Below are 24,682 nucleotides of genomic sequence, written 5' to 3' on the forward strand. Positions count from 1 at the left end.
ACCCAAAATAAGCGTCGGTGATATCCCGACGCATGCCTATATCCCTTATATTATAGTTGATCATAGGTAAAAATCAAGATATTTCGCTTTAAAGACCACTGGGAATGTTACCAGCCTCTCCCTTGGCGTCCTCGGCCAAACAGCAACCACATCCCGCCTACAATCAAAATTACCGCCAGAACGTAGATAATACCGGTGTGAAGCAGTGTAAATCCGAATAAAATAATTGAAAGGATGCCAACGCCCAATGCCACCGGAAGTACCATTGCGGGTCTTCGATGATCAGCCAGTGCATATTCAAGCAAACCAACGGCAATTCCAAGCAAAAAAGCAGGCCACAGGTTGCTCATCAATCCGCTGCCCCATGTATTCGTGATTCCGAACAACAGACCATAGACGGTTAATGTTCCTGCTGGAACGAGTGACCATGATGGCGTGAGCCTTGCATAATATAATGCATGAAGAGCAATACCAGGCAACAAGATGAGCAAAGGCCAGAAGTGCCGTCCAATAAAGCCAAACACACCTAGTTTACCAAGTAAAATTATTAAACCTGCAACAAAAATAAATATTCCGATTGCTTTTTCATTTCTCATCCTCATCTACAATCACCTCTTATAACATTTGGCTATGTACCCCGTAAGATAAACTATAAGCACACCATGATGACTGACTGTTCCCAGCCTTCTTCTAGTGTAGCCGATGTGTATGCAAAAAACTACACTTTATGTCGTACTTCGCCTCTCTCCATTATCCTGTATTACCCTAAAATGATCGGTCTATGACTTATTCAAGTTCACCCATTTCTTCTGAACAAATAAATACAGCAAAAAACTGCCCTTTACGGGCAGTTCGCCAGAAAATTCACATTTCCATTTGCTCAAATCGACTTACACGTTTCGACGAACAAACTTGTGCGCTCCTCCAATCGCGATTACAAGACAAGCCATAGCTACAGGCAGCAGTGTATGCGCCTCAGCAGCCAAGCCACCAAGCCACTGTCCTAGCTTCGGATCATTCATCACCATCTCACCTGCTGTGAAGGCCAGAATACCTGAACCGGCAAACACCAGAATCGGAAATCGCTTCAACAAACCGACAATTAATCCGCTGCCCCACACCACAATCGGAATACTTATGGCAATTCCGATGACCGTGAGTGCCAAGTCCCCATCCGCCAGCGCAGCAATCGCGAGAACGTTATCCAGACTCATGACAAAGTCAGCAATCAAAATCGTTTGGATCGCTTTCCAGGTCGTGGACGCCTTACGAATATGTACTTCATCTTCATTCTGAAGCAGCAGCTTGACAGCAATCCAGAGCAACAGCAGACCACCAGCCGCCTGAATAAAAGGAATACCCAACAGCAGCACAGCTGCAAAGGTTAACAAACAACGCAAAACAACAGCGCCGAAAGCCCCCCACCATACCGCCTGCTTGCGCTGTCTCGCCGGCAAATCCTTGCTTGCAAGGGCAATAACAACCGCGTTATCCCCACTCAGAACCAGATTGATCATTAATATTTCGGTCAGCAGCCATAGCGTATCCATGCTCCTCATCCCCCCACTCTAACTTGTATGTCAAAGTTGTCCATGCTATTCTTAAACGTTGAACAAGCTTTCTCAGGTTTGGATATATAGAAGGAGTGACATCGTATGGAGCTGTTTAGCCCCGCTTTTTGGCTAGCGTTGTTGAACGTTGTATTTATTGATCTAATTCTGGCTGGCGATAATGCCATCGTGATTGGTCTCGCAGCTCGAAATTTGCACCCTTCTGTGCAGAAAAGGGCGATTCTTTACGGAACAGGCGGTGCACTTTTGATTCGCATTGTAGCCACCGTGATTGTGCTCTGGCTGCTTAAAGTGCCATGGCTACTCCTTGTTGGGGGATTACTCCTGATCTGGATTGCGTACAAGCTATTGGCAGATCAAGGGGAAGAGCATTCCGATATCAAGGCTGGCAGTTCTCTCTGGGTAGCCGTGCGAACGATTGTCATCGCAGACGCTGCCATGGGACTGGATAACGTCATCGCCGTTGCTGGTGCAGCACAGCAGCACTTGGTGCTTGTTATACTCGGACTGCTGATCAGTGTACCTATTATCGTGTGGGGCAGTACGTTGTTTATCAAATTAATTAACCATTTCCCTTGGATCATTTATCTTGGAGCTATCGTGCTTGGGTATACGGCTTCAAACATGATCACAGAGGAGCAGCGTCTTGTACCTTTCTTCACTGAGCATCCGGCACTGAGAATCTTATTTATCGTTCTCGTTACTGCTGGTGTCGTATTTGCAGGATATCGCAAACGTGCAAGCAGCAATAAACCAGGTGGAGAACGGCAGCACTCCTATTCCTAAGCTTTATTAAATGGGATTCCCATCAAACACAACCATAAAAAAAGGACTGACCGATAATACATCGGCAGTCCTTTTTCTTCAAGAAGATAACATAGTCCTTATTATGTTATTCAATCCAGAATACGGTTCCTCAGAACCACTCTTCTTTCATGTCATTAACTTCATTCTGCTGATTGGTTACCATAAAATTCTCGCCTGCATGAAGCGTAATTGTTTCTGTCTGCTCCACCGCCTGCTCCACCCATTCCGGCAGTTGACTCATGGTTGCTTCAATCTTGTCCACAATGCGAAGATTCGGATTGGTGGATGGGGATTTCGGTACAAAAAGAGTACAACAGTCTTCATATGGCAGAATCGATATATCATACGTCCCGATCTGTTTGGATAAAGTTATAATTTCCTGTTTGTCCATCATGACAAGTGGTCGCAGCAACGGCAGATCCGTCGCACGTCCAATGACATTCATGCTTGGCAGGGTCTGGCTCGCTACCTGACCCAGACTATCTCCGGTAATCAGTGCAAGCGCACGCTCACGTTCAGCCAGCTTGGTTGCAATACGTAACATGGAGCGGCGCATCAGTGTGATGATCAAGTTATCCTGTCCCAGTTGGGTAAATGCAGTTTGAATTTCCGTAAAAGGAACCAGATGCAGCTTAATTGTGCCTGCATGATCAGCAAGTGCACGCGCCAAATCAATGACCTTTTCTTTGGCACGCTGGCTTGTGAACGGATAACTGTAAAAGTGTACACATTCCACTTCCAGGCCTCTACGCATCGAAGACCATGCCGCTACAGGGCTGTCTATGCCACCCGATAATAACAGCATCGCTTTTCCATTTGTGCCAAGAGGGAACCCGCCTACGGCCGGAATCACCTCACTGAAGATATACGTACCCTGATCCCGAATTTCCACGCGCAGTTCAATGTCAGGTTGACGCACGTCGACGCTTAACTGCTGGAATTTCCGAAGAATCGGAGAACCTACCAGATGGTTCATTTCATGCGAAGAATTGGGGAACTCTTTCCAAACACGCCGTGCATTAACTTTAAACGTGGTACCGTCTTTGAATTCAGACTCTCTTTCATCCATAAAAGCAACGGCTGTCTCCACGATTTGGTCAGTCTCCGATGGGGTCACTTTAACCGGACTGATCGACATAACGCCGAATACTCGTTTCAGCACAGGGATCAGCTCTGTATGAGATTCGCCACCCAGATCAACATACAACCGTCCAAACTCCTTCCGCAGACTTGCACCTGGATAAGGTTTGAGCAGGGAACGTACCTGGGTGATGATTGTTTTTTCGAACCGGGCACGGTTTTTTCCTTTTAACATAAACTCTCCGAAACGGAGAAGCAGCATATCATATTTCATCTAAAATCACATCCGCCTTTCCAACGGGCGCAGCTGCGCCACCATCTGATGTAAAGCCTGCTCCAGCAGTGCCACATCTTCTTCTGTATGTTCATCTCCAAGACTAATACGCAATCCACCAGCAGCACAAACATTATCCCTGCCCATGGCAAGCAATACCCTGCTGGGTTCAGCCGATCGCGAAGAGCAGGCAGATTGTGTAGAAACAGTTACTCCAAGTTGTTCAAGGGTATGCAGCGCCACTTCTGCCTTCATTCCAGGATAGGAAAAATGAACAATGTGCGGCGCACCCTCCTTACGACTATTTAACACAAGTCCGGGAATAGTATCTATGACCTCCATGATACGATCTCGCAAAATCGTTGTACGCTGTGCAAAGTCAGCCTGACGTTCCGCAGCGAGACGCATCGCCTTCGCCATACCCACAAGCAAAGGTACATTTTCAGTACCCGCTCTTAGTCCCTGCTCTTGGGAACCCCCTGACAGTAAAGGCGTTAGCTCGACTCCACTTCGTACGTAGAGAAGACCAGCTCCTTTGGGACCACGAATCTTGTGAGCAGACAAACTGTAAAGATCCGCGCCCCATGCCGCAGGTTTAGCTTCCATCTTGCCAAAACCCTGCACACCATCTACATGAAAAAGCACCTTTGGTGCTTCCTTTTTCAGTCGTACACCGATTTCAGCAATTGGATGTATCGCTCCTGTTTCATTGTTCACATGCATCAGACTCACAAGCACCGTATCCGATCTTATGGCATCCACTACCTGCTGGGCGCTAACCAGACCATCGGAATCCACGGGAAGCCAAGTGACCTCCCATCCCCACTGCTGTAGCTGCACAAAACTCTCGTAAACTGAAGCATGTTCCGTTGCAGTTGTAATGATGTGTTTGCCCCGAGACTGATACTGTAATGCCGCCCCTTTAATGGCAAGATTGTTGCTCTCAGTTGCGCCTGAGGTAAATACGATTTCTTCCGGTTTCACATCAATTGCGGCGGCACAACCAGATCGCGCTCGGCGCAACAATTGATGGGCTCGCTCACCATATCCATGTATCGATGACGGATTCCCATATTGCGCCTCCATAATCTCGGCCATTGTACGAACGACATCCGGATGAGGAGGCGTCGTTGCTGCATAATCAAAATATTTCAAATGAGGTTCCCCTCCTTGTCTGTTCGTTGTGGAATCTACAGTGAGCATTGTAACACGATCCCCGCTCAACACAAAAAGACCAAACAGGAACTAAGCACATTTAAGACTGCTGTTCCCGCGTTTGATCTCTTCCTGGGCGTACTGTTGTGTTGCCATTTCTTTGGTCTATACCATTTATACCGAATATTTCGACTGTGCTTTCTCCACTTTGGAGATATAAGCCTGTGTTTCCGAAGGGAGGCGGTTAAGTACACTCATCAGTTCAGCGTCACTCGATACACCCAGACTCGAAACCCGTCCCGGTCCGGCATTATAAGCAGCAAGTGCCATCTTCACCTCGCCACCAAAACGCTGGAGCTGGAGAGAAAGGTATTTGGTTCCACCATCTATATTTTGAGCGGGATCGTAAGCGTTGCTTACTCCCAACCCTGCTGCCGTCCCATCCATCAACTGCATCAGTCCTTTGGCACCTGCGGAAGACACTACATTCGGATTGAAACCGGATTCTGTATCAATAACCGCCTTGATCAAAGATTCAGGCACCCCATATTTGGCGCTCGCTGAGGCAATCAAAGATTCAAAATCTGTAGGTACAGATGCACCCGAATCCACTGCTCCAGTATTTAACAGGGAAGATAAAGAAACCTCATTACTGTTTGAGGAAGAAACAGAACTTGCATCCGGGTTATACATGCTGCCCAGTTGCAGCCACAACAGACCGTCATTGGATCGTTTGGAGACCGCAGCAGAATTCACGTCTTCGCCTACGCTACTCGTATTGTTCAAAGTATTTGAATTCGTACCGAGCAGCCCGTCCATCATACTGGCAAAATCCACTGTTGAAGCGGAGTTTCCATCCGATGCATTTGTTTCGTTGAGACTATTGGACAATTGCAGTTCCAGCAACTGCCGCGACGCGCGCGGATCAATCTGCATGAGTTATATTCACTCCCGTATAATGTAAACGTAGATTATGACTTTATTCTACATTATTTTACAGGCAGGTTCCATTGTTTTCAAAAAAATAGACCGATTTTACAACTTCATTGCGTATATGCGAAAAAACCTTCTGCAATCACCCCTTAAGTAAGGTGGAAGCAGAAGGCTGCAAATAACCAACTCATATCCAGTTCGGTTATCATTTTTTGTACTGATAATCAGATCATGTTTTTGCTTTATTAACGGGCGAATGGAATCATGAAGAAATAGCTAAGTGTTGCCACTGCGCCAAGTCCAATGGACCACGCACCCGCCGTTTTCCGGCCATTGACGTAAGCATAGTAACCAAGTACCGCTGCAGCTGGACCAAGGACAATGGACCACATAAATAAGGATGCGATACCAAAGGCCAGACCCATATATCCGGAGATTCGGCCAGTAGATTTCATGACACCGTCGTCATCTTCACGCTTCACAGGGGTATGATCGGTTCTTTCCGTAGGTTCTGTTCGAATAGAACCTGTTGGGGGCGCTACCTCTGCACCATACTCTTCCCTGTGGCTACGTCTTGGATAGTCTACACGCTGACGCTGCTTTTCATCTAACGGAGTCGTTTTTGGACGTTGCAACGGGTGATCATCTCTACGGTCATTATTCAATGCAAAGCACCTCCATATAAATGGGAATGACTGCTCATTTCGGTTTGAATGTGTGACAGCAAGTTGCAGATGAAGTACGGGCATGATCATGATGATCAGAATCAAAGGTCTCTCCGGCAAATTCCTCATGTAAGCGACGGGTGGCATGTTGGTCAATGTCAATCATGATGGCATCAGCCTGGCAGAAATTGTTTTCTCCCCAAAAGTGGCAGTTAGCAACACTGCATTTGACGATCGGCTTCTCTTGGCTCATTTTTATCACCTCGACATCTATTGTCTCCGCACCGTAAATCGGCTATTCTCCAACGAAATGCCAGATGATGACATGATCCTTTATCCGCGATGCCAGTTGAAAGAACACGCAAAAAAACCGCCACAAGGGCGGTTTTGTCCAATTCGCATATAAGTTAAAAAATGTATTTACGCGTGATTGCGTTGATTTTGCATCCGACGCTGCGTGAGGTAGTCACTTTCATAAAAGGCCAAATCATCGCGCAATTCTTCGTACGTTTTCGATATCTCAAGAATGACATCACGTACTGCACGAATCGGCTTATCACGGAATCGGATCGCATCCTGACCAGTGTAAGCATATCTACCATCTTCGGAGTAACATTCATTTTTAGGATAAAAAAAGCTGTTTATGCTTTGATGGTATGTGTTATAGAGAGCCTTTTCGGCAAAATCGACATCAAAATTGGCACGACGCAGCACAACGCCAAGTTTTTCGTAAGAAACTTCAGAAAAAACGAGCAAATGACGGAGATCCGAAAGAAATCCTTTGTAGAAGGCTGATGACTCCTCCGTCTGATTCTGATCCAGTTCAGGCAAGGCATTTTCATTCAAAAATTTTTCGATCCGATCGATAGCCGGTTTTAACTTTTCCCTAGTTGACTCACATGTTTTCTGTACATTGGCTGCTGACATAAAGGTAGCTCCCCCTTAAATAAGTCCTTACATATAGATCGGCCAACGGGAGGTTCTCCCCTGACCTTGAATTCTCAGGTACTATCCTACCATAAAAAGATGACGAGCGGTATCCCTTAATCAGGCTTTCCCTTTCTGTCCCTGAACATGCCCATTACACACAGCTCACCTGATGTTCACCTGCATAAAAATAGCCGCTTTTCCTAACGATAGATATATCCAGTGACAACGATGAAATCAGAGCACTGTAAGATGATTGTCAAAATAAACGAGGAGGTTCCATCCCCTATGTCCAGACCGAAATGGGTTAACTGGGCCATTGCCGCAGGTGCGGGCGCACTTGCCTTGACGCTTTTGCTTCCGACGTCCAATCGCCCTGTTCCTGCTCCAAGTGCCATGCCCGATTCTCCACACGAGGAGCATGCGAGCAAACAACGTCTTAAAGTTCAGGATGTAAAGTCAACCGATCTGCTGACCCGTGCGGATGCCAAACAGCACCTTAACATCATGCTTGAGAAGACCTCCAAAATGAACGATGTGCAAATAAGTCAATACGTTAAAGAGCTACAACAAACACATGATCATATTCGCTCTATTGATGTAATGAATACCAAAGGATCACGCAGTCGGCATTTTGACAAAACAGCTGCAAAAGGAAGCAAGATGGAACAGCAAAAGCTGGAACATTCTCTCGCCCTGGCCAAGAAAGCTGTGAGCAAACGTCAAAGCTTCGAATCTTCTTCCTTTCCTCTCGGCAAGGAAAAGTTTTTTGTTATGGCGCAGCCCTCCAAGGATGGAGAACGTGCCGTCATCGCTCTGTTTAGCCAAAATGTACTGAATGCCGTGGAACAGCATCAGCGCAAAAATTTGCGCATGATCCCTTATCCTCGTGAAGGTAAATTCAAAATCGAGTCTGTGCACCCTGACACCCTTAAAGAAATCACTGTAAAAACAGGACATGATAATGCCAATGCCAGCCATTTTTACGAAAATGAAATCGTCATCCGTTTCCGTCAGGATCCAGGTGAACGGGATATGCGCATCATTAAATCTGACCTGCGGACGCAATCGGCACGCAAGCTTGGATACACGTATGTTTTTCGGTCAGAAAATATGAATTATCAACAATTACATGCTTATTTTGAACGTAAATGGAATCCGCTGTATATGGAACCCCACTACATGTATTTAACCAATGAAACCGTACCTGAACAAAAAGATGTAACCGTGCCCAATGATATTTTGTTCTCCGACTACCAATGGAACCTGCCCGCCATTGAGACTAACCGTGGCTGGAATATTACGAAGGGCAACAAGGATGTTATCGTTGCCGTAGTAGACACCGGCGTCGATCTGACTCATCCTGATTTGAAGGGCAAGCTGCTGAAAGGTTATAACGTTGTCGATCCAGCGAGCAAACCACTTGATGACGTAGGCCATGGTACACATGTAGCAGGCATCATCGGCGCTGTTGTGAATAACAACGAAGGTGTAGCAGGCATGAGCTGGTATAACAAGGTACTACCTGTTAAAGTGCTCGACAATTCGGGTTCAGGCACAACCTATGCTGTGGCAGAAGGCATCATTTGGGCCGCTGATCATGGAGCCAAGGTCATTAACATGAGTCTGGGTAACTACGCAGATGCCCAATTTCTTCATGATGCTATCAAATACGCTTTTGATCGCGACATCGTATTAATTGCAGCGACCGGTAACGATAATACGGAGCGACCGGGATACCCTGCCGCTTATCCAGAAGTATTTGCGGTATCCGCTACGGATGCGGACATGAACAAAGCTTCCTATTCCAACTACGGGGATTACGTCGATGTGACGGCTCCAGGCTCCAGCATTGCAAGTACGTATCCGAACAACCAATATGCAGCCTTGTCCGGAACGTCGATGGCAAGCCCCCATGTAGCGGCACTTGCAGGCTTGATTCGCTCACTCAATCCTGATCTGACCAACACAGAAGTCATGGATCTCATGCGTCAAAGCGTCATAGATCTCGGAGACCCAGGTCATGACAAGTATTTCGGTTATGGTCAAATCGATGTGTTTAAAGCATTGGAGGCGGCCTCAGGCAACAGTGCCCCACTTCAATTCTGGCCACAACATGTGAGACAGCAAATGGATAATACAATGAAAAAGTACATCAAACAATAACCGTACACTGGATATAAAAAAAACAAAAGCAGCTGCGCCCCGGGGCGTATGCTGCTCTTTGGTATGTTTACCTATTTCCCCGGGGCACCCACTGCGACTAGCGCTTGCGAGAAGTTGTGCGGGATTTGCTTGATTTTTTCACGGATTTTTTCTTACCGTTGTGGCTTGAAACATAACAAGGATCTTCTTCTTTGACCACGACAGGATACATGTGATGATGGATCGGCACACAGTGATGTTTTTTGATGACTTCGATCGGGTGAATTACGGGTACGATTTGTGGGATGTAGTAATCTTCAACAACCTGGATTGGGTCACAAACAATCGGACAAAGCGGTGGACAGAAATGGTTCATTTCAAACCAACTCCCTTTCAAGTGATACTATAACGTATTGCACTGGGTCCAATGTGGATTGGATGTATGTCCGTGTTCCAAAAATTAAATAAGCGGGAGCCTGTCCGCCTTAGCCCCACCCTGTTGAGGGGTAATGTTCTTAATAACCCTGCATAATACCCGTAGACCTTCACATAACAGCTCCTGATTCGTAACCGTGAAGCAGATCCTCAGACTCGCCGTATCCGTTTCCCCTACATAACAGGCAGAGCCAGGTAAAAAGGAAACACCTGCGGCAAGCGACTGGCGGTGCAGTTCACGCATATCCAAACCATCAGGCAATTGCAGCCACAAGTTTAGTCCACCACCAGGCAAAGTCCAGTACATCCCGGGAGAACCATGTTCCTCCAGTACCGTTGATGCGGCAAGAAGCCGGGAATATAACTCATCCCTCAATCGCGCTGTATACGCACTGTATTGATGCTGTATGAACGATTGCAAGGCCTTTTGTGTAAGCAGCGGACTCCCGAGATCCGCAGTGGATTTGGCTGCAACAAGTCGGGTGAGCACACTTCCGTCTGCAACCGCACACGCCACACGGCAGCCTGGAGACAGTACTTTGCTGAAGCTTTTGATATATATCACATGCCCCGTCCCATCCATGGATTTAATGGAAGCAGGGGGAGGATCACGGAAATACAGATCGGCGAACGGATCATCCTCCAGGATGAGACAATGATAACTTTGAGCAAGATTAAGCAGTTGCGCACGCCGTTTGGCACTCATCGTGATGCCTGTAGGATTGTGAAACGTAGGAATGGTATATATCAACTTGGGCGGGTATGTATCACATAACCGGGTTAACAGATCTATACGCATACCTTCGTTATCCATCGGCACCGTAATAATCTTTGCTCCTCTGCTTGTAAACACATCTATTGCTCCGGTATAGCTTGGTGCTTCCATATATACGACGTCACCAGGACCAACAAACGTACGCGCGACAAGATCGATTCCCTGCTGGGTACCGCTCGTAATCAGCATCCGTTCGGGCGTTACCCGCAAACCTCTTTCCGCAAAATGCCCGGAAAACGTCTGACGCAGTTCGCGATCTCCCTGAAAAGACCCGTAGGCAGCCATGCGCTCTGGATGATCCGAGGAAAGCCGGTACGCACTATCGATAATCTCTCGCGTTGGCAACAATTCAGGCTGAATTGCCGACATATGCAGCTCATATCTAACTTGTGGAGATGCATCAAAATGTCTCCAGAGCTGAGCTCGGGGCAAATAATCCACAAGGGCCATCTGCCAGTTCCAAGGTGTGCTGGATTCATTTTTTGCATGAGTGCGGTGAGTCCTCTCCATATCCTCTATTATCTCCAGCTCATCCGCCCCCCGTACATAACAACCCTTCCCCTGGGAACACGTAACCAACTGTATCGCTTCGAGCTCGGCATAGGCTTTGGACACGGTGACGAGGCTGACGCCCAGATCATTCGTCATTTTACGAACCGACGGCAGACGGGTTCCAGGCTCGATTAGTCCAGACCTTATTCGGTCAGCAAGTGTAAGGGCAATCTGAACATACAATTTGGTGCTGCTTCCCCGTTTCAATTCAATATGCACACATGCACCCTCCCAACTGTTATGATCAGCATTTTACTGTTATACTGCAGTCCGTCTATTATAGTTTATAATATCAGTATAACAGTGAATAACAGGAGATGAGAATAATATGAATATCCCTTGGTCCAAAATGGCACAAAATACCCCGTCCTCTGTCGTTCGCGACATGTTACAGGCTGCACAGGCGCCTGGAATGATTTCTCTAGCCGGCGGTTTACCTGCCCAGTCATCATTCCCGCTTGAAGCCATCCGTGACGCATACGAAAAGGTATTCATGGGTGGTTCAGCGGCTCTTCAATATGCAGAGACGGAAGGTTTCCGACCACTACGTGCCAAAATTGCAGAACGTCTTGAATCCAAGGGCATTCCCGCTTCACCTGATCATATGCTTCTGACTACAGGTTCCCAGCAATCCATTGACCTGGTGTGCCGAATCTTGCTCGATCCAGGCGACAGCGTGCTAGTTGAATCACCAACCTATCTGGCTGCCCTTCAAGTCATTCATTCCTATCAGGCTGAGGCGCACGGTGTTGCCTGTGATGATGACGGAATGTTGCCTGAATCACTGGAGGAACAGCTGCAATTGCATCGTCCAAAGCTCGTTTACATTAACCCTACGTTCTCCAACCCGTCAGGTAAAGTATGGAGTCGCGCCAGACGTCAGCAAGCCGTAGACCTGTGCCGGAAATATGGGGTACTGATCCTGGAAGACGATCCTTATGGTGAAATCCGCTTTAAACCGGAACAACTAGATGCCCCTGCACTGGCGAAACTGGATGCGGAATCCTATGAGGGTCCATCCAATGTCATCTACACCAGCACATTCTCCAAAACAGTTGCTCCAGGCCTCCGCACTGGCTGGATACTGGCTGCTCCGGATGTTATCCAAATAGCTGCCCGCGCCAAACAGGGGGCAGATTTGCATTCCAGCAGCATCGACCAAAGAGCACTTCATGCGCTGCTGGAGTCTTTCGATCTGGACGGCCATATTCGCAATATTTCACAGGATTATGAACAACGGATGAAAAAAATGACCACTCTCATGGCTGCAAAATCGTGGGAAGGTATCTCTTGGAACTCACCGCAAGGCGGAATGTTCCTATGGCTGCAACTGCCTGAGGGCATGCTGGCCAGCAATCTGTTTACCTATGGAATTCAGGAAAAAGTATGTATTGTGCCAGGGGATTCTTTCTACGCGGGTACACCGGAGCTGAACCGTATGCGGATCAACTTTACTCATACGGATCCAGATCTGCTTCCCGAGGCTGTAGAGCGTATGGATCGTGCCATTCAACGCTGGCATGCATCATTACAGTCGGATAATGTAGTTACACTGTAACGAACTGTCATCCACTGTATCATTAGGAACCATTTCTCATCCCAACAAATAACACAAAAATAAGGCGTCAGACCCGAGAAAGCTCGAAGTCTGACGCCTTATTTATATGACCTGCAAGTGCAGGAATTCTTTTGAAGTTTAATCGCGTCCTTCTGATCAGTCTGGCACATCAGGTACAAACGTTCTGTTTGCCCGTGACTGATAGTGGACTGCACTTGTTACTGTTGTGTTGTAGTTAGGAAAGCTTACCGTAAGCCGGGTTCTGTGCTCTTCGTGGTTCAGACGGGAACTACCCTCCCACCACAAGCGACAATCATCTATCTAGGCCATACATTGCTGCACAGCTCAAGCGACCAACCTAGACACACCTCGGGCTAAGGCTGCCTTCTCCGAAGAGTCGACTGTGTCCCATTAGGTCTTGCTCCAGATGGGGTTTACCAGGAACGAAGTCACCAGCGTTCCTCGGGGTCTCTTACACCTCGGTTCCATCCTTGCCTGTGCCGGAAAATCCGGCCATCGGCGGTCCATTTCTGTGGCACTATCCTTCAACTCGCGCTGACTGGACGTTATCCAGCATCCTGCCCTGTGGAGCCCGGACTTTCCTCTCGTGGCAACGAAGGCCACCAGCGATTGTCTGTCAAGCTTTCCGAACAACATTACATAGTATACAGGCATTTTAGTTTACAAACAAGCTTAATCTTACAGGAAGCATTGAACCCGAGTGCTTTTAGATAAATTGGAATACTTCCGTATTTACCTCCGATGCAGTCACTTGCGTGTCATAACGTTTGTCTTCCAAACGTGAGCGCAGCCAATCCGCAGTTTTCGGTTTCATGATTTTCTCGGCATTATGCCCGGCGTCGATGATACACATACCCGCCATCAGCGCATCGTGAGCCGTATGATAATCAATGTCTCCAGTTACGATGACATCGGCACCTTTGAACCGTGCAGGAAGAGTATAACGGCTACCTGAGCCTCCAAGCACTGCTGCTTTTTTGATCTGCCGATTGAGATCGCCTACTACCCTAACGTATGGCACATCCAGTTGGGCCTTAACGACCTCCACAAGCTCACCGAGTGTCTTTGGTTGTTTGAGTGGTCCCAAGCGCCCTAGACCCAGCGTACGGCCTTTTAAATCCATTGCATACAGGTCATAGGCCACTTCCTCATACGGATGCGCCTTAAGCATTGCTTGTACAACCTTGCTGCGCAGACTCTGCGGTACAATGGTCTCAATCCGCATTTCCTCTACACGCTCCATCTGCCCCTCTGTACCGATGAAAGGTTGTGTCCCCTCTCCCGGTACAAAAGTACCTGTGCCCTCCGTATTGAAGCTGCACTTGTTGTACTGCCCAATACTGCCAGCACCCGCTTCGAGAACCGCCTGGAGTACCTGCTCATGATGGGTACGGGGTACAAATACAGCCAGTTTGAACAAATGATCTGTATGTACATCCTCAAGTGATTCCTTGCTCTCAATACCAATGGCCTCGGCCATCCAGTCATTCATGCCGCCTTCAGCCACATCCAGATTGGTATGACTAATGTACACCGCAATATCATGCTTGATTAGCTTCTCATACAGTTTCCCCATGGGTGTATCGGTATTCAATGACTTGACCGGACGGAAAATGATGGCATGGTGCGCAATAATCAGATTGGCTCCAATCCGAATGGCCTCGTCTACAACTTCGTTCGTAACATCAAGTGCGATAAGAACGTGCGTAATTTCCTTTTGCAAACTGCCAAGCTGAAGACCAATCCGATCGTCCGGCACAGCCAGATGTTTGGGAGCAAGCTGCTCCATCAATTGAATTACAGTTTGACCTTTGGCAAACATGAGAGTACCTCCTTCAAGTTCACAATAAGACGCTCCACCTCAGCTGCCTTGTCCCGAGAAGACTCCTGATCAGATTTGGAGATGGACTGCGCGACACTTTGCAGCTTGACGATTTCGCTCTCCCATTTGGCAAAAAACACATCCGTTGGACGGTCTGTTAAATAAGGCCCCATGCGCAGCAGCAAATCTGATGTCAATTCCACTCCGCCTTCAAGCGGACGTGAGCGATACACTTCCTCATTGGCGATCGGACTGAGTTCTTGCGGCATTGCTGTAATAATCTCGTACACTTTGCCATCTTCCTCAAGCAGCTGTTCTGCAACGACCACCCAGTGATGCTCCAACAACCAACGTCTGAGAATATCCTCACCAACATTAGGCTGCAAAATAAGAAGCTTGACCTCATCCAGTTTGGAGAGGCCACGGTCCAGAATGGAGGCAATGAGTGCTCCTCCCATACCAGCAATGGTGATAACGTCCACTTCTCCTGCAGAGATGACATCCAAGCCATCTCCACGACGTACTGTAATTCGTTCCTTCAGGCCTGCATCGCTGACTTGCTTGCGTGCAGCTTCATAAGGGCCTGGGTTGACTTCTCCGGCTACTGCACCTGCTGCTTTCCCGCTGCGTACTGCCGCAACTGGAAGCAAAGCGTGGTCTGAGCCAATGTCAGCCAAGCGACTGCCTTCGGGAATTTGATCATGTATCCGCTGTAATCGATTCGAAAGTTTCATGAAGCACCTACACCATTCATTTAATTTATTGATTTGCATTGAACAACGAAAAGCGATAAAATGAAATCCAATAAAACATTTCAAGGATGAATTACCAAAACCAAGAAATTTAGATGTTCAATTTAAAAATAAAGGAGACCCCGCCGCCGCTAAAGCGTCTTGCGGAAAGTCTCCCATAGTGATGTTATTCGAGGAAATCTTTAAGCCGTTTACTGCGGCTAGGGTGACGCAATTTGCGAAGAGCTTTGGCTTCAATTTGACGAATACGCTCACGCGTAACACCAAATACCTTGCCCACTTCTTCCAGCGTTCTTGTACGTCCATCGTCCAGACCAAAACGCAGACGAAGCACGTTCTCTTCACGCTCAGTCAATGTATCCAGGACATCTTCGAGCTGTTCTTTTAGCAACTCATAAGCAGCAGCATCCGCCGGAGCCAATGCTTCCTGATCCTCGATGAAATCACCCAGATGGGAATCATCTTCCTCACCAATCGGTGTTTCCAGGGAAACCGGTTCCTGAGCAATCTTCGTAATCTCACGAACTTTTTCCACACTCAGATCCATCTCGGCAGCGATTTCTTCCGGTGTCGGTTCACGCCCAAGTTCCTGCAACAGCTGACGGGATACCCGGATCAGCTTATTAATCGTCTCCACCATGTGCACAGGAATACGAATCGTACGTGCTTGGTCCGCAATCGCACGGGTGATCGCTTGGCGAATCCACCATGTCGCATACGTACTGAATTTATAACCCTTTTTGTGGTCGAATTTCTCAACCGCTTTGATCAGACCCATGTTACCTTCCTGAATCAGATCCAGGAACAACATGCCACGTCCAACATAACGCTTGGCGATACTTACCACGAGACGAAGGTTAGCTTCAGCCAAACGACGTTTCGCTTCTTCATCCCCGTTTTCAATCCGTTTGGCCAACTGCACTTCGTCATCCGCAGACAACAAAGGTACACGACCGATTTCTTTGAGATACATCCGAACAGGGTCGTTGATTTTGATTCCTGGTGGAAGGCTCAGATCATCATCAAAGTGGAATTCATCGTCTCCCTCTCTGGTGTTGTTCTCGGAATCTTCACTAGGGCGAAGGGTTACCTCTTCATCATTTTCGTTCACGACATCAATACCCAGGTCACTCAGTTGTTCATAGAACTCATCCATCTGCTCTGCATCTTGCTCAAACGGGGAGAGTTTTTCTATAATTTCCTTGTAGTTCAACGAAGCTCTTTTCTTACCTGATTCAATCAATTGATCTTTAACCTGATCCAGCGTCAATTCTGTTTCTAATTCAGTATGCTGATCATTCGCCATAACTCGACTCCCTCCTCCCTAGAAACATCCAACATTCAGATGTTCACTGTCTCTCTAGGGCAATCATTTCAAGTACAATTTGTGCCGCGCGTACAGAATCACCTGCCCGCTCTGCAGCAATCATTTCTTCTTTTTTCAGATCGTACTCTTTCTTACGCGGATACTTCAGCACTTCCCTGATGCAATCGTCAAGTGCTAGAATACTCCATTCACCTGGACCATCCATCATTGAGATTGAACTGACCGTCTTTTCCAGTCGGTCGTCATGAAGTGAAGACATAAAACGGCTTGTATCCGACGGTTTGCCTTGCGCATAATAGGCATATAGATAAGCAGCAATAGCTGCATGATCATCCAAGTTAAAAGCTTCACCAAGATGCTCATTCACGTACTGGGCAGCCTCATCATCCTGAAGCATCCAGGCAAGCAGTTTGCGTTCAGCAGCGTGATAAGCTGGCAACAGATTGGGTGTAGGCACCTGCCTATTTTGTTGCCTACCATTATTCCACCTTTTCGGGTTATTATCCCCATACTGGAGGTTATTTTTCATGGCCTCCCGTTCTTCATTACACTCCTGCTTCAGTGTTTCATATGATACGTCCACTTCCGCAGCCAGTTCCCGAAGATATACTTCCCGTTCTGTAGGAGAAGACAATGGAGCAATAAGTTTCACCGCTTCCTTGGAATAAGCGATTTGTCCGCCGCCTTCTAGCAGTATATGGTTTTTTTTAAGGTTTATAAGCTTAAATTTTGTAGTCGTTACGGCGCCGTCCACAATCTGGTTTCGGAACCGTTCGCCACCATGCTTGCGGATAAAATCATCCGGGTCGAGTCCATCCGGAATCAGAGCAATTTTGACCTGTAACCCAGCTTCCTCGAGTATAGGGAAGTTTTTGAGCGCCGCAGCCTGTCCAGCTCGATCACCGTCATAACATACAATGACTTCATCACACATGCCTTTAAGCATCAATGCCTGATTCTCAGTGAGCGCGGTACCCATTGCCGCTACACCATTCTGGATATCCTGATCCCAGGCGGAGATAACATCCCCATACCCTTCGAACAATATGGCCTGCCTTTGTTTGCGAATTGCATTTTTGGCATGATGCAGATTGTAGAGAACACGGCTTTTGTTAAATAACCGGGTTTCCGGTGAATTTAGGTACTTCGGTTGCCCGTCTCCCAAAATGCGACCTGCAAATGCAATCGGCTTTCCGCTCCTGCCGTTAATCGGAAACATGACCCTGTCTCGGAAACGGTCCACATAACCCTGACCTTCGTTTCGCTGTGACAGTAAACCACCCTTTTCCATCTCTTCAAGCGGAAATTCGCGCTTTTCCAGAAATTGTACCAAGGTATCCCAGCGATTAGGCGCATAGCCAATCTGGAATTGGTCAATGAGTTTGTCGCTAAACCCACGTGAGCGTAAATATTCCATAGCCACTTTACCGTGCTCTGTATTTTTCAATAAGAAATGATACAGCTTCGCGGTAAGCTCATATGCTTCCAATAAACGTTCGGTTTCTGGATTAACATGAGCCGATTCACGCCCCTGCCAGTCCCCCATTGAAATGTGGCTTTCTTCTGCCATCGTCTTGACAGCCTCGGGAAAGGATAACCCTTCGATTTCCATCCTGAATTTGATGGCATTTCCACCCGTGCCGCAACCGTAGCAATAGAAAATTTGTTTCTCAGGCGTAACTGTAAACGAAGGCGTCTTCTCAGAATGAAAAGGACAGAGGCCTTTCATATATTTCCCCTGTTTGGTCAGATGTACAAATCGGCTCACCGTATCGACGATATCATGCTGCTGTAACACCGATTCAATAATGCTTTCGGGTATACCGCCTTGTCCGGTACTCATCTTGGTCCACCTTCATCTCTTTAACACGTAAATATTATTCGATAAACTTACACATTCTCCTGCAAATCTTTCAAAAGTTTTGTCAGTTTATGTTGAAAAATTTCCCGATCCTGCTCTGTGAAAGGCTTTGGGCCTTTTCCATAATGTCCTCTTTTTCGTGCTTTGGCGGCAGTATGACGGGAATCCAGCATGAAATCAATGTCACGATCATTAAATTCACGACCACGAAATGATAAAACATAACAACGTTTGCCAAGTGCGAGCGCCGCCAGTCCATAATCCTGTGTAATGACCACATCGTATGGCTTGATGTGATTGGCAATGTAAAGGTCTGCACTCTGATCACTTCGATCTACCTGAACGGTACGCACTCCTTCTCCGCCCTGAAGAAAATGATCAAATGAAGAAACCATCAATACAGGAACTTTGAATTGGAGAGCTGTTTCTGCGATCTCAGCCTTGACCGGGCAAGCATCACCATCCACAACAATGTGGCGTACATTCAACTCACTCAAAGCCAGACCACCCGGTTTCATAAAATAGCTGCATATTGTAATATACGACCCCAGCCAGTCAAAATCCTTCTGACCGGTCTATGGAAATCAAAGGCTAAAATACGGAACGGCTGTAAATATAAATTTTTCACAATCCGTTCCGTATATTTATACCCTCATATATCCTTCTTTAATACTGAATTTATGCTTTGCCGCAGATCTGTCCACTCAGAGCAGAAAAGGACCCGACTACCAGACCAATTTGGAGAAATCAGCAAAAGCTTTCAGATCACGGTCAATGGCTGCAAGCAATGCTAGACGATTCGCACGCACAGCCTCGTCTTCAGCCATAACCATAACCGAATCGAAGAATACGGTGATAGCTTCCTTCCAAGCTGATGCAATCGCGAGCGCTTCAGCAGCAGCATGCTGAGACAATACCTGACGATATTCCTCATTGGTTTTGCTCCATGCTGCATGCAGCTGGCGCTCTCCTTCTTCTGTGAAGAGTTCTGCATGTACCGAAGCATTGGATGCTTTGGCAGCCAGATTACCGACACGGTTGAAGGATTCGACGGTTGTTTTGAAGGCATCTCCCGTTTGGACAGCTGCCATGAGTGCCTCACCTTTTGGAACTACCGCGCTGATATCATCAAATCCGGAAGAAATCACTGCGTCCACAACATCATAACGGACCGTTTCCGACAACAGTTTTTTCACACGAAGACCGAAGAAGTCCTGCAAATCTTTACGAACCTCTTCATCCGCACGTTTCAACAGGTTCATCTGAGCATGCACTTGAAGTGCAACGCCGAATACATCGGACAATGTCAGCGGAAGATTGTGATCCAGCAAAATTTGTACGATCCCTGCTGCCTGACGGCGCAGCGCGTAAGGATCTTGAGATCCTGTAGGAATAATATTGATCGAGAAACAACCTACAATTGTATCCATTTTATCCGCAGCACTCACAATAGCACCAACGAGCGAAGCAGGAGATTTATCTCCAGCGAATCGTGGCTGATAGTGCTCAAATACCGCTTTGGCCACTTCTTCTTTTTCACCAGCTTTACGGGCATAATCCTCACCCATCACACCTTGCAGTTCAGGGAATTCTCCCACCATAAGTGTAACAAGGTCGAATTTGCAGATATCCGCAGAACGATTCACCGCTTCGGCTACATCGGCTGGTACTTGCAGCTTGCTAGCCAGACCATCCGCAATTTTGCGAATACGGCGAACTTTATCTCCAACCGTTCCCAGCTCTTCCTGGAAGACGATACTTTCCAGTTTCGACAATGCATCCTTAATCTCCAGCTTCTGGTCTTCCTCGTAGAAGAACTTGGCATCAGACAGACGTGCACGAAGTACCTTTTCGTTTCCTTTTGCAATGACATCCAGTGAATCGCTACCGCCGTTACGAACCGTAACGAAGTATGGCAGCAATTGTCCATCATTATCAAGCACCGGGAAATAACGTTGATGCTCACGCATCGAAGTAATCAGTACCTCTTGTGGAATATTCAAAAATGAAGATTCGAATGTTCCGAACAGCACTGTTGGTGTCTCAACCAGGAACAGGACCTCTTCCAGCAAATCTTCCTTGATCGCAATATCCCATTTCTTCTCGGCAGCCAGTGCCTGGATCTGGGATACAATCATGTGCTCACGTTCTTTGATATCCGCAATGACATGCTCGGAACGAAGCACTTCCACATACGAAGCGGGATCCGAAATGATCGCCTCTTTTCCGAGGAAACGATGTCCACGTGTTACATTGCCAGACTTCACACCTGCAACTTCCAATTCAATAACATCGCTGCCCAGCAGAGCAACAATCCAGCGAATCGGACGCACAAATTTGAAATCATACGAAGCCCAACGCATGAATTTCGGGAACGTCATGGCATGCAGTATAGCCAGCAAACCCTGACCGATCACAGATGAGGTTTCAACGCCTTTACTGCTCTTGGTCGCGTAGATATAGTCCACGCCGCTCAGTTCCTTGAATGTAAACTGATCCGGTTCAACTCCCTGACTACGGGCAAATCCGAGTGCAGCTTTACTCCAGTTACCACTGTCGTCGAGTGCTATTTTACGGGAAGGTCCTTTAACTTCTTCCTCCACGTCTTCCTGTTTCTCGGCAACATCTTTGATCAAAACAGCCAATCGGCGCGGTGTGGCATAGGCATTCACTTCACCGTAAGAAATGCGGGATGCATCCAGCCATTTCACGACACGATCCTGCAGCTGTTCAATTGCTGCTCGCATGAAGCGTGCAGGCACTTCTTCCAGACCAATTTCAAATAACAGATCCTTAGACATGCTCAGCTCCCCCTTTCTTGATCAGCGGGAAGCCGAGCTTCTCACGCTCTTCCACATATGTTGCAGCCACTTGACGAGCCAGATTACGGACACGGGTAATGTACCCAGTACGCTCCGTTACACTGATTGCTCCGCGCGCATCCAACAGGTTGAACGTATGGGAACATTTCAACACATAGTCATATGCCGGGAAAACCAGATTCTGTGCCATAGCCTTGTTCGCTTCCTCTTCATGCATGTTGAAGAGCGTAAACAACATTTTGACATCAGATACTTCAAACGTATATTTGGAGTGTTCGAATTCAGGCTGACGGAACACATCACCATATGTAATTCCGTCTACCCATTCCAACTCAAACACATTTTCTTTTTCCTGAATGTATGAAGCAAGACGCTCCATACCATACGTGATTTCAACTGCTACCGGATTCGTCTCGATTCCACCGACTTGTTGGAAATACGTAAATTGGGTGATTTCCATACCGTCCAGCCAGACTTCCCAGCCAAGACCAGCACAGCCGAGGGAAGGGTTCTCCCAGTTGTCTTCAACAAACCGAATATCATGTTTGAGCGGATCAATACCCAACTGTTTCAGACTTTCCAGGTAAATCTCCTGAATATTGTCTGGCGAAGGCTTGATAATAACCTGGAATTGATGATGCTGATAGAGACGGTTTGGATTTTCTCCATAACGACCATCCGAAGGACGGCGGGACGGCTCTACATAAGCTACTTTCCAAGGCTCGGGTCCAAGCGAACGCAAAAAGGTCATCGGGTTCATCGTACCTGCCCCTTTTTCCGTATCATATGGTTGAACAATAATACAGTTGTGCGCGGCCCAGAATTGTTGCAGCGTGAGAATCATCTGCTGAAAATTCATAATCATGCTCCTTTTCGATGGTTTGTGATGAACAAGCCTAGAACGGTACAGACAATAAAAAGCCCTCGTCCTACGCCTGTTATACAGACATAGGGACGAGAGCTATTCCCGCGGTTCCACCCTACTTGGCTTAGATATAAACAGAGATCCTGTTCATTCAAGCCCACTTTTCCGTGTCATTCATGCTCCCGAGTGCCGTTTCACAGACCGATTCAACCCGGCTCCCACCATCCCCGGCTCGCTCACACAAGATTAGTAAGGTCAACCGACCTCTTCTGCTCCTGAATGTATAAATCAAGTCTCCTACTTTCTCGTTCAATGCATGTCTCCAAAAGAGAAATTATAGTTCATAATATATAAAAATAAGTACGAAGTCAAGATATATTACTTATTTCACATCAAGACGACTCAAATCCCGTACTTTTCCATTTGATCAAGAAAAGAACGGGATTTTAGATTCAAGCCAAGTTGATGATCCATAAAGGCCCGCATGATCTTTTTGATCTCATCCCGGGTGCCTTCGCTAACCGATATATTACCAAGCCTTTGCAGATCCAGCTGTGCAAACAGACGCAAGAGTTTCAACGCCTTCGGACTCACGGACATCGCCGGAGGATCAAAGTGTTTGCAAGCACGGCACAGAACGCCTCCAAGCCTTGGACTAACAAATAATTGCTCATCCGGACGCTCGTGACCACAAGAAATGCAATCATCAAGCTGAGGTCCGTACCCGGCTGCCTGTAATATTTTCATTTCATACAGGCTTGTGATGACGACCGGATCTTTCTCTTCCTTCAACGCCTGAAGACAGGCTTTCAACTGTTTGAACCAGAACGTACCTGTCTCTTCATCCTGCAACACACGATCCAACAGTTCACAAGCATAAGATGCATAGGAGGCCTTAATCAGATCTTCACGCAGCTCATGATAAGATTCGATGATCTCACCTGCGTTTAGTGTTCCCAGACCGGTGTTACGAAAATATACATATTGACCGTACGTAAATGGCTGCACCAGTGCAGCATGTCGGCTTTTGGGCTTTTTGGCACCGCGGACGAGTACCCCTACTTTCCCGCCGCTTTCGGTGCAAAGCGTAATGATTTTGTTTCCCTCGCCGTAGTCCATGCTGCGGATGACAATCCCTTCCACCCTGTATAGCATGCCTCGTCACCTAACCATTCCCGAATTAGCCAATTAACCTTCGGCTTCTTCATCTTCAATCACTTCCCTTGCAGGTTCCGACTCCTGTCCCACTGAGCTACATGCCTCGGCATACAACAGATAGGATTCCACATCCCCCGTCATCGCAAAAACCTTCCACGAAAAATCTCGCATCGGAATTTCATCCTCTCTTCGGAAATGACGTCTGCTTCTACCAGATAGGATGGAGTCTTGCAAGGTAAACTATGTGTTGCAATTACTGGATACAATTCCGACGATTAGTCGCGGCCAAAGCCAAGGTCACGCAGAACTCGATCCTGATTTCTCCAGTCTTTTTTCACTTTAACCCACAGATCCATGAAGATTTTGGAACCTAACAGGTTTTGAATATCATGGCGGGCACGTTTCCCCACTTCTTTAAGCAAGGCACCCTGTTTACCGATAATGATCCCTTTTTGCGAATCACGCTCCACAAAAATGACGGCAGAAATATAAACGACGCCGTTGTCCTGTACTTTCATATCCTCAATCGTGACCGCAATGGAGTGAGGCACTTCTTCACGCGTCATTTGCAAAATTTTCTCCCGAATCAACTCAGCACAAACGAACTGCTCCGGATGGTCTGTAACCTGGTCATCTGGATAGTACTGCGGACCTTCCGGCAAATACTTGCCGAGCTGCTCAAGCAAGGTACTTACGTTGCTGCCGAGCATGGCAGAAACAGGTACGATTTCAGCGAAATCATGCAGCTTGCGATATTCCTCAATCAGCGGAAGCAATGCTTCCGGCTCAATTTTATCAATTTTGTTCATGACAAGAATGACAGGCGTCCGTACATTTTTCAATTGTTCTGCAATATAACGGTCACCACCGCCCATGCCTTCCGAGGCATCGATCAGGAACAGAGCAGCTTCGACTTCTCCGAGCGTATTCAAAGCGGTCTGGTTCATGTAATCGCCCAGCTTGGATTGACGTTTGTGAATCCCTGGCGTATCCAGGAAAACGATTTGTTGGTGTTCCGATGTATAAACACCATGAATCTTATTACGAGTCGTTTGTGGCTTGTCCGACATAATCGCAATTTTCTGTCCAATGACTTGGTTCATCAGTGTGGATTTACCTACATTGGGACGTCCAATAATGGCTACAAAGCCGGATTTGAATGCTTGTTTTTTCATAT

General features: G+C 47.2%; 23 protein-coding genes and 1 other RNA gene. 3 read left to right on the forward strand and 21 right to left on the reverse strand.

Annotation, left to right across the window (positions count from 1 at the left end; genetic code table 11):
* Positions 1 to 107 precede the first annotated feature (107 nt).
* Positions 108 to 602 carry a hypothetical protein gene (locus CRO25_RS20090; RefSeq protein WP_063567008.1) on the reverse strand — a complete coding sequence of 165 codons (495 nt, stop codon included), beginning with the start codon at positions 600 to 602 and terminating at the stop codon, positions 108 to 110.
* Positions 603 to 890: 288 nt separating this feature from the next.
* A complete protein-coding gene (locus tag CRO25_RS20095) occupies positions 891 to 1,550 on the reverse strand; it encodes a TerC family protein (protein WP_063567009.1) in 660 nt (219 codons plus the stop codon).
* Between the two features lie 105 nt (positions 1,551 to 1,655).
* Here CRO25_RS20095 and CRO25_RS20100 point away from each other — a divergent pair, with 105 nt between their 5' ends.
* Complete coding sequence (locus CRO25_RS20100) at positions 1,656 to 2,357, forward strand: TerC family protein (RefSeq protein ID WP_063567010.1); 702 nt, start codon at positions 1,656 to 1,658, stop codon at positions 2,355 to 2,357.
* A 130-nt stretch (positions 2,358 to 2,487) separates the two neighbouring features.
* Here CRO25_RS20100 and thiI read toward each other — a convergent pair whose 3' ends face one another.
* The 6 genes from thiI to CRO25_RS20130 all read right to left on the reverse strand — a co-directional run bounded on the left by thiI (position 2,488) and on the right by CRO25_RS20130 (position 7,412).
* A complete protein-coding gene (thiI, locus tag CRO25_RS20105) occupies positions 2,488 to 3,732 on the reverse strand; it encodes a tRNA uracil 4-sulfurtransferase ThiI (protein WP_079696200.1) in 1,245 nt (414 codons plus the stop codon).
* Positions 3,733 to 3,738: 6 nt separating this feature from the next.
* Positions 3,739 to 4,887 (reverse strand): cysteine desulfurase family protein, encoded by a 1,149-nt coding sequence (locus tag CRO25_RS20110; RefSeq protein ID WP_079696201.1) that lies wholly within the window; start codon positions 4,885 to 4,887, stop codon positions 3,739 to 3,741.
* A gap of 174 nt (positions 4,888 to 5,061) precedes the next feature.
* Positions 5,062 to 5,823: a lytic transglycosylase domain-containing protein gene (locus CRO25_RS20115; RefSeq protein ID WP_079696202.1), complete on the reverse strand. Its 762-nt coding sequence runs from the start codon at positions 5,821 to 5,823 to the stop codon at positions 5,062 to 5,064.
* Positions 5,824 to 6,065: 242 nt separating this feature from the next.
* A complete protein-coding gene (locus CRO25_RS20120) occupies positions 6,066 to 6,485 on the reverse strand; it encodes a hypothetical protein (protein ID WP_371121652.1) in 420 nt (139 codons plus the stop codon).
* 34 nt (positions 6,486 to 6,519) lie between these two features.
* Positions 6,520 to 6,738 (reverse strand): DUF1540 domain-containing protein, encoded by a 219-nt coding sequence (locus tag CRO25_RS20125; RefSeq protein WP_064636410.1) that lies wholly within the window; start codon positions 6,736 to 6,738, stop codon positions 6,520 to 6,522.
* Positions 6,739 to 6,905: 167 nt separating this feature from the next.
* Positions 6,906 to 7,412, reverse strand: coding sequence for a YpuI family protein (locus tag CRO25_RS20130; RefSeq protein WP_063567014.1), 507 nt, complete (start codon positions 7,410 to 7,412; stop codon positions 6,906 to 6,908).
* 288 nt (positions 7,413 to 7,700) lie between these two features.
* On the opposite strand from CRO25_RS20130, the gene CRO25_RS20135 reads away from it, so the two are divergent.
* Positions 7,701 to 9,578: a S8 family peptidase gene (locus CRO25_RS20135; protein WP_072734497.1), complete on the forward strand. Its 1,878-nt coding sequence runs from the start codon at positions 7,701 to 7,703 to the stop codon at positions 9,576 to 9,578.
* Between the two features lie 97 nt (positions 9,579 to 9,675).
* Here the strand turns inward: CRO25_RS20135 and CRO25_RS20140 are convergent, their stop codons facing one another.
* Both CRO25_RS20140 and CRO25_RS20145 read right to left on the reverse strand, forming a co-directional pair.
* On the reverse strand, positions 9,676 to 9,933 hold the full coding sequence (locus tag CRO25_RS20140; protein ID WP_064636406.1) for a hypothetical protein: 258 nt from the start codon (positions 9,931 to 9,933) through the stop codon (positions 9,676 to 9,678).
* Between the two features lie 84 nt (positions 9,934 to 10,017).
* Positions 10,018 to 11,538 (reverse strand): PLP-dependent aminotransferase family protein, encoded by a 1,521-nt coding sequence (locus CRO25_RS20145; RefSeq protein WP_079696203.1) that lies wholly within the window; start codon positions 11,536 to 11,538, stop codon positions 10,018 to 10,020.
* A 109-nt stretch (positions 11,539 to 11,647) separates the two neighbouring features.
* Here CRO25_RS20145 and CRO25_RS20150 point away from each other — a divergent pair, with 109 nt between their 5' ends.
* Entirely contained in the window at positions 11,648 to 12,877 is a 1,230-nt protein-coding gene (locus tag CRO25_RS20150) for a PLP-dependent aminotransferase family protein (RefSeq protein WP_079696204.1), read from the forward strand.
* A gap of 236 nt (positions 12,878 to 13,113) precedes the next feature.
* Here the strand turns inward: CRO25_RS20150 and rnpB are convergent.
* The 11 genes from rnpB to era all read right to left on the reverse strand — a co-directional run bounded on the left by rnpB (position 13,114) and on the right by era (position 24,680).
* An RNA gene (rnpB, locus tag CRO25_RS20155) (RNase P RNA component class A) lies at positions 13,114 to 13,523 on the reverse strand.
* A gap of 81 nt (positions 13,524 to 13,604) precedes the next feature.
* The gene (locus tag CRO25_RS20160) at positions 13,605 to 14,720 is read right to left on the reverse strand and encodes a Nif3-like dinuclear metal center hexameric protein (RefSeq protein ID WP_072734500.1); all 1,116 of its coding nucleotides are present in this window, start codon (positions 14,718 to 14,720) and stop codon (positions 13,605 to 13,607) included.
* Positions 14,696 to 15,454, reverse strand: coding sequence for a class I SAM-dependent methyltransferase (locus CRO25_RS20165; RefSeq protein WP_063567019.1), 759 nt, complete (start codon positions 15,452 to 15,454; stop codon positions 14,696 to 14,698). Before CRO25_RS20165 ends, CRO25_RS20160 begins: the two co-directional genes overlap by 25 nt.
* 184 nt (positions 15,455 to 15,638) lie before the next feature.
* Positions 15,639 to 16,778, reverse strand: coding sequence for an RNA polymerase sigma factor RpoD (gene rpoD / locus CRO25_RS20170; RefSeq protein WP_053781258.1), 1,140 nt, complete (start codon positions 16,776 to 16,778; stop codon positions 15,639 to 15,641).
* A 43-nt stretch (positions 16,779 to 16,821) separates the two neighbouring features.
* Positions 16,822 to 18,642 carry a DNA primase gene (gene dnaG, locus CRO25_RS20175; RefSeq protein WP_079696205.1) on the reverse strand — a complete coding sequence of 607 codons (1,821 nt, stop codon included), beginning with the start codon at positions 18,640 to 18,642 and terminating at the stop codon, positions 16,822 to 16,824.
* Positions 18,643 to 18,689: 47 nt separating this feature from the next.
* On the reverse strand, positions 18,690 to 19,178 hold the full coding sequence (locus CRO25_RS20180) for a DUF188 domain-containing protein (protein ID WP_063567021.1): 489 nt from the start codon (positions 19,176 to 19,178) through the stop codon (positions 18,690 to 18,692).
* A 207-nt stretch (positions 19,179 to 19,385) separates the two neighbouring features.
* Positions 19,386 to 21,461, reverse strand: coding sequence for a glycine--tRNA ligase subunit beta (gene glyS, locus CRO25_RS20185; RefSeq protein WP_079696206.1), 2,076 nt, complete (start codon positions 21,459 to 21,461; stop codon positions 19,386 to 19,388).
* Positions 21,454 to 22,341, reverse strand: a complete 888-nt coding sequence (gene glyQ / locus CRO25_RS20190) for a glycine--tRNA ligase subunit alpha (RefSeq protein ID WP_063567023.1) — start codon at positions 22,339 to 22,341, stop codon at positions 21,454 to 21,456. The genes glyS and glyQ overlap by 8 nt, the downstream gene beginning before the upstream one ends.
* Before the next feature lie 408 nt (positions 22,342 to 22,749).
* Positions 22,750 to 23,502, reverse strand: a complete 753-nt coding sequence (recO, locus tag CRO25_RS20195; RefSeq protein ID WP_063567024.1) for a DNA repair protein RecO — start codon at positions 23,500 to 23,502, stop codon at positions 22,750 to 22,752.
* 33 nt (positions 23,503 to 23,535) lie between these two features.
* Complete coding sequence (locus CRO25_RS20200) at positions 23,536 to 23,676, reverse strand: YqzL family protein (RefSeq protein WP_079696207.1); 141 nt, start codon at positions 23,674 to 23,676, stop codon at positions 23,536 to 23,538.
* A gap of 104 nt (positions 23,677 to 23,780) precedes the next feature.
* Entirely contained in the window at positions 23,781 to 24,680 is a 900-nt protein-coding gene (era, locus tag CRO25_RS20205; RefSeq protein WP_063567025.1) for a GTPase Era, read from the reverse strand.
* Between the last annotated feature and the right edge of the window lie 2 nt (positions 24,681 to 24,682).

The organism is Paenibacillus sp. RU5M, from assembly GCF_900221055.1.
Classification (GTDB): domain Bacteria; phylum Bacillota; class Bacilli; order Paenibacillales; family Paenibacillaceae; genus Paenibacillus; species Paenibacillus marchantiae.

What these genes read in the sequence shown, in the direction of transcription:
- CRO25_RS20090 (WP_063567008.1), bottom strand. Translation starts at nt 602, where the DNA reads ATGAGGATGAGAAATGAAAAAGCAATCGGAATATTTATTTTTGTTGCA.
- CRO25_RS20095 (WP_063567009.1), bottom strand. Translation starts at nt 1,550, where the DNA reads ATGGATACGCTATGGCTGCTGACCGAAATATTAATGATCAATCTGGTT.
- CRO25_RS20100 (WP_063567010.1), top strand. Translation starts at nt 1,656, where the DNA reads ATGGAGCTGTTTAGCCCCGCTTTTTGGCTAGCGTTGTTGAACGTTGTA.
- thiI (WP_079696200.1), bottom strand. Translation starts at nt 3,732, where the DNA reads ATGAAATATGATATGCTGCTTCTCCGTTTCGGAGAGTTTATGTTAAAA.
- CRO25_RS20115 (WP_079696202.1), bottom strand. Translation starts at nt 5,823, where the DNA reads ATGCAGATTGATCCGCGCGCGTCGCGGCAGTTGCTGGAACTGCAATTG.
- CRO25_RS20125 (WP_064636410.1), bottom strand. Translation starts at nt 6,738, where the DNA reads ATGAGCCAAGAGAAGCCGATCGTCAAATGCAGTGTTGCTAACTGCCAC.
- CRO25_RS20130 (WP_063567014.1), bottom strand. Translation starts at nt 7,412, where the DNA reads ATGTCAGCAGCCAATGTACAGAAAACATGTGAGTCAACTAGGGAAAAG.
- CRO25_RS20135 (WP_072734497.1), top strand. Translation starts at nt 7,701, where the DNA reads ATGTCCAGACCGAAATGGGTTAACTGGGCCATTGCCGCAGGTGCGGGC.
- CRO25_RS20140 (WP_064636406.1), bottom strand. Translation starts at nt 9,933, where the DNA reads ATGAACCATTTCTGTCCACCGCTTTGTCCGATTGTTTGTGACCCAATC.
- CRO25_RS20150 (WP_079696204.1), top strand. Translation starts at nt 11,648, where the DNA reads ATGAATATCCCTTGGTCCAAAATGGCACAAAATACCCCGTCCTCTGTC.
- CRO25_RS20160 (WP_072734500.1), bottom strand. Translation starts at nt 14,720, where the DNA reads ATGTTTGCCAAAGGTCAAACTGTAATTCAATTGATGGAGCAGCTTGCT.
- CRO25_RS20165 (WP_063567019.1), bottom strand. Translation starts at nt 15,454, where the DNA reads ATGAAACTTTCGAATCGATTACAGCGGATACATGATCAAATTCCCGAA.
- rpoD (WP_053781258.1), bottom strand. Translation starts at nt 16,778, where the DNA reads ATGGCGAATGATCAGCATACTGAATTAGAAACAGAATTGACGCTGGAT.
- dnaG (WP_079696205.1), bottom strand. Translation starts at nt 18,642, where the DNA reads ATGAGTACCGGACAAGGCGGTATACCCGAAAGCATTATTGAATCGGTG.
- CRO25_RS20180 (WP_063567021.1), bottom strand. Translation starts at nt 19,178, where the DNA reads ATGAAACCGGGTGGTCTGGCTTTGAGTGAGTTGAATGTACGCCACATT.
- glyS (WP_079696206.1), bottom strand. Translation starts at nt 21,461, where the DNA reads ATGTCTAAGGATCTGTTATTTGAAATTGGTCTGGAAGAAGTGCCTGCA.
- glyQ (WP_063567023.1), bottom strand. Translation starts at nt 22,341, where the DNA reads ATGAATTTTCAGCAGATGATTCTCACGCTGCAACAATTCTGGGCCGCG.
- recO (WP_063567024.1), bottom strand. Translation starts at nt 23,502, where the DNA reads ATGCTATACAGGGTGGAAGGGATTGTCATCCGCAGCATGGACTACGGC.
- CRO25_RS20200 (WP_079696207.1), bottom strand. Translation starts at nt 23,676, where the DNA reads ATGCGAGATTTTTCGTGGAAGGTTTTTGCGATGACGGGGGATGTGGAA.
- era (WP_063567025.1), bottom strand. Translation starts at nt 24,680, where the DNA reads ATGAAAAAACAAGCATTCAAATCCGGCTTTGTAGCCATTATTGGACGT.